General features: G+C 56.1%; 12 protein-coding genes and 2 pseudogenes. 2 read left to right on the top strand and 12 right to left on the bottom strand.

Annotation, left to right across the window (positions count from 1 at the left end; genetic code table 11):
* Positions 1–6 precede the first annotated feature (6 nt).
* Positions 7–864, bottom strand: a complete 858-nt coding sequence (locus E8D52_10085; GenBank protein ID TKB69299.1) for an NAD-dependent epimerase/dehydratase family protein — start codon at positions 862–864, stop codon at positions 7–9.
* Positions 865–1,192: 328 nt separating this feature from the next.
* Here E8D52_10085 and E8D52_10080 point away from each other — a divergent pair, with 328 nt between their 5' ends.
* Positions 1,193–1,684 (top strand): hypothetical protein, encoded by a 492-nt coding sequence (locus E8D52_10080; GenBank protein TKB69298.1) that lies wholly within the window; start codon positions 1,193–1,195, stop codon positions 1,682–1,684.
* Positions 1,685–1,773: 89 nt separating this feature from the next.
* Here the strand turns inward: E8D52_10080 and E8D52_10075 are convergent.
* The 11 genes and pseudogenes from E8D52_10075 to E8D52_10025 all read right to left on the bottom strand — a co-directional run bounded on the left by E8D52_10075 (position 1,774) and on the right by E8D52_10025 (position 10,232).
* Positions 1,774–2,016 (bottom strand): annotated as a pseudogene (locus tag E8D52_10075) (DUF2283 domain-containing protein).
* Positions 2,007–2,310, bottom strand: a pseudogene (locus E8D52_10070) (hypothetical protein). The pseudogenes E8D52_10075 and E8D52_10070 overlap by 10 nt, the downstream one beginning before the upstream one ends.
* 84 nt (positions 2,311–2,394) lie before the next feature.
* On the bottom strand, positions 2,395–2,775 hold the full coding sequence (locus E8D52_10065) for a type II toxin-antitoxin system VapC family toxin (GenBank protein ID TKB69297.1): 381 nt from the start codon (positions 2,773–2,775) through the stop codon (positions 2,395–2,397).
* The gene (locus E8D52_10060) at positions 2,772–3,023 is read right to left on the bottom strand and encodes a type II toxin-antitoxin system Phd/YefM family antitoxin (GenBank protein TKB69296.1); all 252 of its coding nucleotides are present in this window, start codon (positions 3,021–3,023) and stop codon (positions 2,772–2,774) included. Before E8D52_10060 ends, E8D52_10065 begins: the two co-directional genes overlap by 4 nt.
* A 481-nt stretch (positions 3,024–3,504) precedes the next feature.
* Positions 3,505–3,939, bottom strand: a complete 435-nt coding sequence (locus E8D52_10055; GenBank protein ID TKB69295.1) for a hypothetical protein — start codon at positions 3,937–3,939, stop codon at positions 3,505–3,507.
* A gap of 218 nt (positions 3,940–4,157) precedes the next feature.
* Positions 4,158–4,589 (bottom strand): hypothetical protein, encoded by a 432-nt coding sequence (locus E8D52_10050; GenBank protein ID TKB69470.1) that lies wholly within the window; start codon positions 4,587–4,589, stop codon positions 4,158–4,160.
* A 20-nt stretch (positions 4,590–4,609) separates the two neighbouring features.
* Positions 4,610–4,897, bottom strand: a complete 288-nt coding sequence (locus E8D52_10045) for a DUF167 domain-containing protein (GenBank protein ID TKB69469.1) — start codon at positions 4,895–4,897, stop codon at positions 4,610–4,612.
* Between the two features lie 32 nt (positions 4,898–4,929).
* Positions 4,930–5,745, bottom strand: a complete 816-nt coding sequence (locus E8D52_10040; GenBank protein TKB69294.1) for a CbbQ/NirQ/NorQ/GpvN family protein — start codon at positions 5,743–5,745, stop codon at positions 4,930–4,932.
* A gap of 121 nt (positions 5,746–5,866) precedes the next feature.
* The gene (locus tag E8D52_10035; GenBank protein TKB69293.1) at positions 5,867–6,073 is read right to left on the bottom strand and encodes a hypothetical protein; all 207 of its coding nucleotides are present in this window, start codon (positions 6,071–6,073) and stop codon (positions 5,867–5,869) included.
* A gap of 5 nt (positions 6,074–6,078) precedes the next feature.
* Complete coding sequence (locus E8D52_10030; protein ID TKB69292.1) at positions 6,079–8,391, bottom strand: PAS domain S-box protein; 2,313 nt, start codon at positions 8,389–8,391, stop codon at positions 6,079–6,081.
* A complete protein-coding gene (locus tag E8D52_10025) occupies positions 8,388–10,232 on the bottom strand; it encodes a DUF2156 domain-containing protein (GenBank protein ID TKB69291.1) in 1,845 nt (614 codons plus the stop codon). The genes E8D52_10030 and E8D52_10025 overlap by 4 nt, the downstream gene beginning before the upstream one ends.
* Here E8D52_10025 and E8D52_10020 point away from each other — a divergent pair.
* Complete coding sequence (locus E8D52_10020; protein ID TKB69290.1) at positions 10,231–11,565, top strand: hypothetical protein; 1,335 nt, start codon at positions 10,231–10,233, stop codon at positions 11,563–11,565. The genes E8D52_10025 and E8D52_10020 overlap by 2 nt on opposite strands.
* Positions 11,566–11,586 lie beyond the last annotated feature (21 nt).

The raw sequence follows: 11,586 nt of genomic DNA, 5'->3' as shown, positions 1-11,586 counted from the left end.
CCTCCTTCACACCATCGTTCGTAGCGCGTCTTCCAGCGTCACTGTACCCCGCACGAGCTTGTCAGGGTGCTCATACCCGATTGCGCCTTTGGAGAACGCCGTGTACATTTCTTCAAATAATCTCGCCGCCTCGTCTGAAAACCCGAACGACGTGAACGTCGGCACCACGGCACTCAACGGCGCATGTTGGGCCGTCACCGTTTTCCCAAGGATCTGAGTGAGTGCCGACGCCGTTTGATCTGGGCTGTACTCCTCCGGACCCGCCATTTCCACGATCTGCTTACCATAGCCACCAGTCATCAATCGTTCCGCCCCAATCCGACCGATGTCCTTGGTCGAAATCATAGGAATCTTTGCCTGAGGCGCAATGAATGTCGGAAGCACGCCCTGAGCCTTGGCCGCCCCAATGACCGGCGCCCAGTTGTCCATGAAATAACAGGGACGGAGAATGGTCAGGCGTTTGGCAAGACAACCAAGCGCCTGTTCTCCATGACTCGCCGCCCGAATCGGGCCGGTTCCACCGTGCAGATGTCCTCCCACCGACGACAGCAACACAACATGATCGACTCCACTCTTCTGAACAGCTTCTGCCGCGCGATCCATCCTTTGTCGTTGATCCGCCAACCAGGCTTCAGCCCCGTAATTCGGTGGTACCAACAAATAGAGTCCTTTCGCCCCTTCAAAGGCCTTGGTCAACGCAGACACATCGTCAAGCGATGCCACAGCCACATCTGCCCCTTTCGCCTTCCAGCCAGCACCCTTGTCGGCTGAACGGACAATCACCCGCACGGGCTGCTTCTTACTCAGCAAGGTCTCCACCACCGCAGATCCGGTATTTCCCGTTGCACCTAGGACAACAAACATGATGAGTCCTCCTAATCCTTACGCGACGCCTGATCGGTTCGTAATCACCTTGGCATGATGGCGTCGCTACCGTTGATTGTAAAGTGCCGCTCTCCGCCAGACCACAATGCATACCCACACATTCCACCTTGGCAACTTGCGTTCCAGTTCGACACTGGAAGTCTGAGGTTTCCGATTCCGCTGCGACTAAGAGGGGTTAGAGGTGGAACAATCGAAGGATCAAGAGATCAGCATAGACCGATCAGGTGGCGAAAGGTCGGCACCGTGCCGAAGGATCGGCTCCTCTAGACTGAGCCTATGCTACCCTTAGTTAAATTGGAGGGTACTGATGACCGCTCTACTCATTCGCATCCACCTTCGAACCGTCATCCTCATCCTGTCTGGGATGATCAATCTTCATTCTGTCCTCGCATCGGATGAGTTCACCCCATCCTCCCAGGTTAGTTCCGTGAGAATTTCCGTCGCCTCGTATGAACGAATTCCCATCAATACACTCTTAGCCCGTCCGGATCATTATCAGATGAGGGATATCCGTATCACCGGTACCGTCTTGGCGATGCAGACCGAAACCATCACCAATCGGATGATCTGCGGTCTAGCCCATGAGCGGACTACGCTCACAATGGAAGATGATAGCGGACAGATCGAAATCCTCGATCAAGGCGCGTGCGGAAAGAATGTTGGGGCATTGAAAGCGCCGATGCTGAAGACAGGGCATCGGATCGATCTGCTCGTGCAGATTATGCTCTCCACCAGCTTGAGCTCTTCCGGTTCATCGGTGGAAACGACCATTCGCTATATCGACCTGGCGCGAGAGTAGGAAGATCAGACGCCCAAGAACTGCCGCCGACACTTCTCGATGGCGGACGCCGTCGTTGAAGAAATCGATACTACTCTTGTCCACTCTGGCTAGGCTGCGGTCTTGATGCGCTTGCTCGCATGCAGGACGGTAAAACCGACGACTTCGTCCCCCTCATAACGTACAATCACATCGTCATCGGTCATCTCACTATCGGTCGCATGGCTGGGCTTTCTATAGTTCACATACAGCGTGTCGACCTCGGCGTCGTATGTCAATTAGACCCTGTGCTGCGGCGCCCGATTCACCGCTGGAATGAGCTTCAGGCACTCTTGAATATCTGCTATGGCCATAACTGTCGCCTCTTCTCCAAAGACTGAATCCGGCGGGTAAGAAACGCGGTGATGATAAAGCCGTCGTCATGCTGTCCTCAATAGACGACGACAAGATATTTGCCCTGCTCCATTTCACAAATAGCCAGGCAGCTCTTCATCGCCCCCAAGCAGGACACGGTCCGGCAACGATACGGTCGCGATCACATCCGCGCGAAACTCAGCAAGTTCACCATGCTCCTCGGTAATATGTGTCCATCGTTCATCCGTCAGCCGAATGGAAATCCCGCGCTTGGAGACAACACGGTCGACCATGCCATTCTTGCGTGAACGGTATTCCTACTCTCCCGACGGGGCCTGAACCTGAACCAGAATACAGGGGGAGACCTGACTATTGACTTATGCGATCACCTGACACACCGAACCATAGGGTTGTAACCCCACGTCATACGTAAGCAGGCGCAGGTGTTCGACATGGGCTTGCGCCAAGAGGATGCGGTCGAAGGGGTCACGATGATGAAGCGGCAACCGCTCAAGCGCCAAGGTGTGGGCCACGGAGACCGGTAGTTCTTGAAACCCACTATCTACAATTTTAGCGGCGAGTTCATTGGGATCTGCTGAGAGCTTCTTCACTTGAATTTTGATGACCATCTCCCAGAGGGAAGCGGCACTGACATAGACCACAGGGGTGGTCTCGATCTGATGATAGAGGTTCTTCGAGAGTCGTGGAGACTGGATCACGTACCACAAATAGACATGGGTATCTAATAGAAGATTCACGACCCACGCTCGAACAAGGCGATCGTATCTGATGGTAACGGCGCATCGAAATCGTCCGCGATGGTCACGCGCCCTTTCAAAAGCCCTGGACAGCGGACGGGAATGGGCGTATCAAGGGGCCCAAGCTGAGCGACTGGCGTGCCATCTTTGCAAATCGTGATACGCTGGCCTTTCGCCACGGCGGCCAGGAGTTTGGAAAAATGAGTCTTGGCTTCATGGATATTCACGATCTTCGTCGTAGCTTTCATAGCTCCCCCATGTAGACTAACGTTAGTCTACTTCTGACCTCTGCCCGAGTCAATCCAATCGTTCCTGCGATACCGGCTATCGTGTGCCAGTATAGCGTCCCAGAAATACGTTTGTGGTGAGATTGGCGAACCATGAACGGAATTGCCGTGAATCACGGCCCTTCGACAAGCTCAGGGCGAACAGATTAGGACACAGACTTTCGGGACACACCATCAGGTCATCACGATGATCCGAGGACATACGGCCAGGGACTGCCGCGCCCATGTCTATTTCGTTACGGCATAGGGATCAGGCTTGGCAAGCCTGTCGATTGAGGCACTAAATCTGGTCAGGCTAGGTCAATAGGCTATATACCTGCTGTGGGGTGTTTGTGGAATCGGCTAGAAACCGAAGAGGGCAGACACTTTAAAGATTCACACTTTCTCAATCGTACTTGGCCAGTACCGTCGTCTGCGCGTGGACGATCACCGATGGCTACACTTACTCCCACCCTCTGACTTCATAGCCTTTGTCCTTCAGGCAGCTTGTAACAGCATCGGCATAGGGAGGGTCTGGTTCCAGCGGCTTGAACGTGCCTCCGAGTAATCCAATGACCAATCCGATCCCGCTACCAGCGGCAGCTCCGATCGTCACTCCGGGCAATCCTCCAACCACACCTGCCGATGCGCCGACCGCACCCCCAAGTGTCATACCGAGTACCGCTCCGGTTGCGGCATTCGCGCTTCGGTGAACTCCAGGACGCAGCGCAGCCTCCTCTGTTTTCTTCCGGCACGCATCGATTTCCTGTTGAGCAACCTGCTGGCCATACATGTGGAGTTGCTTATTGGATCTTAAAATCGGCTGGGGGCCCGTACAAGCCGTGACAGTCAGCAGCAGCACGATTCCAATCAGCCGCCACGATAATGGAGTGGCCACAGCAGTCTCCTCGGGTGCGTTCTTGTGTTTTCTTCACTTCTCACCCTTTGGAGGAAATGTCGAGGATTTTTGAATTGTGCACCTCTTTCTGTGTTTTCACACCTTCCCTTGCAGACCGGATGGGTGGACACTCAACTGCGCGCATTGTCCGAGCACATTCTGATCGTGCGCGGACAGCGAGCACGAGTGTTCACCCGTCCGGTCTATGCCTCCCTCCCCTACTGCCATCCCGTCACTTCATATCCTTTCTCTTGCAGACACCGATTGACGTAATTCGTGTAGGCCTGGCTCGGCTGGCTGGAAGGACCCACCACAGCAGAAAATAGTCCGGTCAGGAGACCCCAGACCGCTCCGCTAGCTGCCCCAACCATCGATCCCATGCCGGCCGACGCCCCGTAAATCAATGAACCCAATGCTCCACTGGCCGCACCGGCACCAGCACCAACGACCGTACCGGTAGCGACACGTCCTGCCTTGCCGCTGCCTTCGTTCGCACCAGCAGATTCCGCTAACTCTTTACAGGCTTCAATATCTTGCGCTGCCCCTTCCTTCCCGACAGAGTCCAAATGCGCGTTGGAATACAGAATTGGTCGTGCACTCGAACAAGCCGTGACCATCAGCAACACAAACACGACACTGAGCTTCTTCATCATCTCCACACCGCTCCTTTCTAGCCCGATGGCATCAATCGAGCCAACAACCATTCCGCCGTGACTCCCTTGACAGTCAGTCGCTTACGGCGCCCCGTCGCTCCGGCATGAAGCTGCACATTCGCGCGCGGAACCGCACACCGCTCAGCGATGAAGCGAATCAGTTCGTCGTTGGCGGCACCCTCAATTGGACGCGCGGCCAGGCGGATCTTTACCGCATCGCCATGAATACCGACGCACTCCGTACGTGAAGACCCTGGTTGGACGTGGACGGTCACGAGCGCCCCGCGCTCACTGTCCCGTGCGATGACAGGAAAAGACGCCACAGAAATTGAGGGATTCAGAAGATCGCTTTGACAAAGTCGAGTATGGCCCGTTGCATGTCTGAATCGTCAGTGATTGGGCGAGCGACGGCGACATCACAGGCCCGTTCGGGTGGCACGCCTTGCTTGATCAATGTGCCGGCATACACTAAAAGCCTGGTGCTGACCCCCTCCTCAAGCCCGTGGCTTCTGAGGTTGCGGACTTTTTGGCCGAGCTTGACCAGTTTTGCCGCGATGACTGCATCCACCCCCGCCTCACGCTGGATGACAAGGGTTTCGACAGTGGGAGCAGGATAGTCAAACTCGATCGCGATGAATCGCTGCTTCGTGCTTTGCTTCAGATCTTTGAGGACACTTTGATAGCCAGGGTTGTAGGAGATCACCAGCATGAACTCGTCGGCGGCCTCCACGATCTGGCCCTTTTTCTCGATCGGGAGCACTCGCCGGTCATCGCTGAGCGGATGGATGATCACGGTGGTGTCCTTTCTGGCTTCCACTACCTCGTCGAGATACACAATGGCCCCATGCTTCACCCCGAGGGTCAAGGGTCCATCCATCCATACGGTATCTTGCCCCTTCAGAAGGTAACGGCCCACCAAGTCGGAGGCCGTCAGATCTTCGTGACAGGCGACCGTGATCAACGGTCGGCCGAGCTTATACGCCATGTATTGAATGAACCGGGTTTTCCCACAGCCGGTCGGCCCCTTCAGCATCACCGGAAGTTTTTTCTCGGCAGCAATGGTGAACAGACCGATCTCCCCACAGACCTCCGCGTAAAACGGCTCCTGTTGGATTCGATATTGCGCGACATCAACTTCCCGTGCCTGCTGCATCAACGCGTCATTCCTCCTCGATGTAGACAATCGATCCGACTGATCTCAGCCGATTGTAAAGTGCTGTCACAATAAACGGAATAAACGGCGAAGATCAAGCGAGGGACATCAGAGAGGCTCGCTAGCTCACATTATTCATGACGGTTCGTGACGAAACCGCCAAGACGCCATGCGAGACGGACACGCGGAGCCGCGAGGAAGGGAGGCATACTTGAAACAGTATGGTGACCGACTGAGCGGCGAGCCTGTCCGCCGACCGCGCGAAGCTCGCGGCCAGGCTTGTCGTAGCTGCGTATCGGCGGTTGCAGTAGAAGCGTTCATGAATCATGTGGGCTACGCCACCTTCTTCCCATCAAGCACTTCACGCACTCTTTGGGTCAATATATGAGGCGTGAACGGTTTCTGGAGAAAGGCCGTGTCCCGTTTGACCCCACCCTGTTCGAATACTGGATGATCGGGGTAGCCGGACATGTACAAGACCTTGATATCTGGTCGCACAACCGTCAGTTTTTCTGCAACCTCTGGCCCGCTCATTTGCGGCATCGCGACGTCTGTCAGCAACAAATGGATCGGGCCCGGATGCTTCGCGCCAGCCAGGAGCGCTTCGATGCCGTGACGCGCGACCACCACCTCGTAGCCGCTCAGACGAAGCGCTTCCTGTACAAGCCCGCGCACAGACGGATCGTCCTCGACCACGAGGATCGTTTCTCGCCCGATCGCTCTGCCGACCGTTTCACTGATGATCGGCGCGCCTTGTGCGGTCTCATTCACCTTCGGAAAAAAGATCTTGCATGTGGTGCCCTGTCCCAGCTTGCTCTCGATCCCAATCGTGCCACCGCTTTGCTTCACGATTCCGTACACGGTCGACAACCCGAGACCCGTACCCTTTCCCTTTTCCTTTGTCGTAAAAAACGGCTCGAATAAATGTGATTGAGTTTCCTCGCTCATCCCCTGGCCGGTGTCCCTAATCGACAAGAGCACATAGGTTCCCTCGTCGAGCATCAGAGTTTCACGCCGAGGGCCTTTCCCGATCGTGACGTTTCGAGTCTGGATGGTCAGCTGGCCACCCATCGGCATGGCGTCTCGAGCATTCACGGCCAGATTCATGATCACTTGCTCGATCTGCCCTGGATCGACCTTGATCGATCCCACCTGTGGATCGAGGTCCGCACAGAGTTCAACGATGTCCTCGCCTAATAGCCGCCGCAGCATCCCGTCCATGTTCATGACAAGCGCGTTCAAATCCACGATCTTGGTCGCCACAAATTGCCGGCGGCTGAAGGCCAGGAGTTGACTGGTCAGGCCGGCGGCACGATCGGCGGCCTTTTTGACTTCTTCCATTTCACGTCGCGCGGGATCCGCCTGCGCCAAGCGGCTCAGGATCAACTCGCTGTATCCACGAATCACCGTCAAAAGATTGTTGAAATCGTGGGCGACACCGCCGGCGAGCCGCCCCACGGCCTCCATCTTCTGCGCTTGACGCAGTTGCGCTTCCGTCAAGAGCAACGCCTCTTGCGCGCTCATGCGTTCACCGAATTGCCCGATTTTCAGGCCGACATCGGTGATCATACTGAGCAGCTCGCTATCCGGCTCATGGACTTGATGGCTGAAGAACTCAATGACGCCCTCGATTTCACCCCCGATACGAATCGGAAACCCGAACGCGCCATGAAGCCCGATTTTGGCCGCCAACTCCGCGCGAACAAAGGCAGGATCGAGTATCACATCGGTGATCCAGACCGGTTGCCCGCTTTCCCAAATTCGACCCGGCAATCCCACACCCGGTTTGAATGTCTGGGTCTGTATCTGTGCGATGAACTCATCCGCGACCAGCGATGCGGCTTGCCAGTAATCAAGGCACCGCAACACGCCCAATTGTTTATCCAGTCTCCAGAATACCCCGAGATCCCATTCGAGACTTTCGCCGACCGCTTGAATAATTTTTGGCACCGCTTCTTCGAGTCGGACGGCCTCCGACAGGACACGCGTCACCGCATATTGAGAGGCCAGCCGTCGTTCGGCCCGGCGACGATCCGTAATGTCGCGCACAAACGCGCTGAAGATATACGCTTCACCGATACGGGCTGGCGAGACGGCGAGCTCGACCGGAAACTCATGGCCTTCCTTATGTCGAGAAGCAATCTCGATCCGACGATTCAGTACCGGGCCGACTCCCGTCTTGAGATACGCTCGAATCCCTTGCGCGTGGGCTTCCCGATCACGTTCGGGGATGATCGTGTCTGACAGCAATTTCCCCATCGCCTCTTCGCGGGTCCATCCAAAAATCGCTGTCGCTTGGGCATTCCATTCCGTCACAATTCCGGCGGCATCCATCGTGATGACTCCATCGAGCGCCGTATCGACGATCGCTCGATTGCGTTCCTGACTCTGTAATAACGCCGCCTCGGCGGCCCGCGCCCAGGCACTTTCCTGTTGCGCCTGCCGATACTCCGCTCGCAATCGGATCGTCGACCACAACAGCAATCCCAGCAGCGGGAGCCAAACGGCCGCCACGATACTCCGTTCAACATGGCCGAGCAGGAAGGTCCCCACGCCGAGGATAAACAACGTGATCAAGACCATCACAAACGTCAACCACTCATATCGGCGTGTCGTGGAGGCGGTTCGCTCTTCTGGTTGGGTCATGCGGTCATCCTTGTGATCACCCACGTGTCCAAAATCGCGGATGGACGGTAGGCCAACTTGGCCGCACGGAGTCCCGGAAGACCGGCATCATCCATGGCATTGATAGAGACCGCCCCTTGCGCCATGGCGGTTCGACAGGTTTCGCGGAAGACCCATTGAGCCAGACCAGGGATGGAACGGTCCGCAACCTCCAATAAAATGCACCAGGTTTGAGGAGTCAACCAGTAGCCGAATGTGTAGGCAGCGATATCCTCTCTGATTCTCACGACCATACCCGACAAGCCGATCCGATCATGCTGGTGCAAGACGAGCCTATGGGTCATTTCCGCATCCTCCAGAAGCAGCGTTCCCATCTGATCGAGATGGCCATTCCGCTTTTGATCCGCCCATCGCCCATAGAGACGCACGCAGTCGGCCTGATCGTCAGCACGATACGGTTCGACTGTGATCGTCTGTTCGCGGGTCACACGATTGCAGAGCGCCCGTTGGGATTTATAGTGGTCTCCTGCCAAGGCCACTAGCGCCATGACGGGGTAGAGATAGTCGCCATCTTTCGGACGGAATTGATTCTCACCGCACTCCAGTCGTTGCCGTTGTGACTCCATGACGTTTTCGATTCGACTCACCGGCGACGATCCGTTCCACGACTGCATCATCACGAACGCCTGCGCCACAGCTTGATCCAGGGGGCCAGCCCCAAGCGGTGGCAATGGCATGAACCATCCGTCCGAAGACTTGGCAAACAGAAACAACGTCTGATCGAACTCCATCCACCAATAGGGAAGCAACGATGTCCAGATATAGTGGTAGGGAAATGCAAACGCAGCCGGCGTCTCATGGCCAATCACGTGAGCACGCTCGAGCGCCTTCGCGAACTGCGGTGCATCCAACAGCGTCAGTGGACGGAGCCGAGCATCAACTCTCGCAGGAACCAGGCGAGCCGTGAGGTGCGGAAGCGCCTGAAGCACAATCACATCGTCCTGAAAGCGCCCAACCAAGTGTGGATGGGCAGCAATTTTGTCCAGTCCTCCCTCAGTCGTCAACCAACCGAGGACCGACTCCGCATATTCGTGAATCGCACGGGGAACCGCGTCACGCATAAAAGGGCATTTGGAATCCCAGCCAAGCAAGATTTCCTGACCCGACGCATCCCACATCAACGCCAGCGGATACAACTGACAGTCCAATGGGCGAACGTCGTAGATCCCACAAAGGCCCGACTGCAAATCAAAGGCAGGACAGAGATACCCTTCGTCCATCGGATTCTTGACCAGCTCGACCTGCGAGCCGGACGTATCGGGAAAGAACGAATCAGGCACTCCACGTGCCACCGCATCGGTGATTTCTTGATGGGTAAAGTATGGGCGAAGAAAACTATCGGCTTCCGGAAAGCGGCAGCACACATCACAACGACCACACGCTGAGTCCGGAACCAGCTGAGGCAGAACACGCATCGTTTGTTTGGAATCGACTGTCCTGAGATCCATCGAGCCCCAATCATACGATGCATGCCGAACGGTGGCAAGGAAGGTTTGCTTCCGATCATCGCGCACCCTGTCCGCATTACACCAGCCCCTGCTCCTCGGAGAGTCCGCTGCCCTCTTGTCGGTCGCTGGTGTGCGTGCTAGCATTGCGCTCTTTGCACCATTCTGATGCCGCACGTTCCCCCATGTCGAAACGTGCGAGAAGGGTTTCGCATTGGCACAGATCGACGCCTCCTGTCCGACCCTCTCGCCTGAGGCAGCACGAGAACGCTGCGCGGCCATTCGTGAGCAGTTGTGTCGCGCGAACGTGTTCGGATCTCCATCCATCGTGCCACTACAGGGCTCCACTTCAGACATGCAGGCGGTGACCTCCTGGCGAGTCAGCCCCTGCCCACTGTACCTGTCATCTAAGGAACTGCGGTTCTTCACCGACTTAGGGCCACACCTGCTGTCGTTCTATCGAGGATTGAATCGGTTATACACCGAAAGCGTCAAAGGTATTCAACCGACCTGGATCGCAGGCTACCTCGATCAAGGGAAGCCGGCTGCATTAGTGCAATACAGCCGCATGAAACGGTTTCGTGATGCCCTGCCCGCCGTCATCAGACCCGATATTATCCCCACACAGGACGGCATGGTGATCACCGAGCTGGATTCGGTTCCAGGGGGGATCGGGCTCACCGCCTGTCTGTCTCGCACCTATCACGATCTTGACGGCGATCCCACACAGATCATCGGTGGACAAAACGGCATGATCCAGGGATTTTCCCGCATGCTGCGCTCTCTCCAGGATCAGCAGGGAGGGTGCATCGCGATTCTGATCTCCGACGAATCGAAAGACTATCGGCCCGAAATGTCTTGGCTGGCCGCTCAGCTCCGCAAAGAGGGAGTATCCGTTTGGTGTGTCGAACCACGCGAGATTCGGTTTACGGAGGACGGACTTCGCCTCCACACCGACGGAAGCGAACAGACGATCAGCGTGCTCTATCGATTTTATGAGCTCTTCGACTTGTTGAATATTCCCAAAGCTGAGCTGGTCCAATATGCCGCGAAAAAAGGTCGGGTCTCCGTGACCCCTCCCTATAAACCGGCACTAGAGGAAAAAATGGCCTTTGCCCTGCTCCACCATCCGATCCTCCGTCCGTTTTGGGAAAAAGAACTCGGTGCGGACTGCCTGCTGCATTTGACCACGATCATGCCGAAAACCTGGCTGCTTGACCCGGCACCACTTCCTGCGATTGCGACGATTCCAGATCTGCATATAGGGAACCGTCCGGTGGCGAACTGGACCGACCTTGAGAAAGCGACGCAGAAGGAACGTCAGTTTGTCATCAAGCCTTCCGGATTTTCGGAACTGGCTTGGGGAAGCCGAGGCGTTTCGATCGGGCATGACATGCCTCAGACCGAATGGGTTGAGGCGCTTCGGAAAGCCCTTGCATCCTTTCCGACCACCCCCTATATCCTGCAAGAATTCCATAAGGGTCGGTTGTTTGAGATGGACTTTATGGATGAGCACCAACAGACCATGGCGCACATGTCAGGCCGGGCACGACTCTCACCGTACTACTTTGTTTCGGAAGGAAGAGCTGAACTCACCGGTATCCTAGCTACCATCTGCCCAGCCGACAAAAAGATTCTTCATGGCATGAAAGACGCGATTATCGTTCCTTGCGCCCTACGACCGGACTGATGCGCGTCTCCTTAAAGAAAC

Source organism: Nitrospira sp., from assembly GCA_005116745.1.
Taxonomy (GTDB): domain Bacteria; phylum Nitrospirota; class Nitrospiria; order Nitrospirales; family Nitrospiraceae; genus Nitrospira_D.
This window is presented reverse-complemented; position numbering and strand designations above follow the sequence as displayed.

Coding starts and splice junctions, on each gene's coding strand:
- E8D52_10050 (TKB69470.1), bottom strand. CDS start 4,589: ATGAAGAAGCTCAGTGTCGTGTTTGTGTTGCTGATGGTCACGGCTTGT.
- E8D52_10030 (TKB69292.1), bottom strand. CDS start 8,391: ATGACCCAACCAGAAGAGCGAACCGCCTCCACGACACGCCGATATGAG.
- E8D52_10020 (TKB69290.1), top strand. CDS start 10,231: ATGCAGGCGGTGACCTCCTGGCGAGTCAGCCCCTGCCCACTGTACCTG.
- E8D52_10035 (TKB69293.1), bottom strand. CDS start 6,073: ATGATTCATGAACGCTTCTACTGCAACCGCCGATACGCAGCTACGACA.
- E8D52_10040 (TKB69294.1), bottom strand. CDS start 5,745: ATGCAGCAGGCACGGGAAGTTGATGTCGCGCAATATCGAATCCAACAG.
- E8D52_10080 (TKB69298.1), top strand. CDS start 1,193: ATGACCGCTCTACTCATTCGCATCCACCTTCGAACCGTCATCCTCATC.
- E8D52_10060 (TKB69296.1), bottom strand. CDS start 3,023: ATGAAAGCTACGACGAAGATCGTGAATATCCATGAAGCCAAGACTCAT.
- E8D52_10025 (TKB69291.1), bottom strand. CDS start 10,232: ATGTCTGAAGTGGAGCCCTGTAGTGGCACGATGGATGGAGATCCGAAC.
- E8D52_10085 (TKB69299.1), bottom strand. CDS start 864: ATGTTTGTTGTCCTAGGTGCAACGGGAAATACCGGATCTGCGGTGGTG.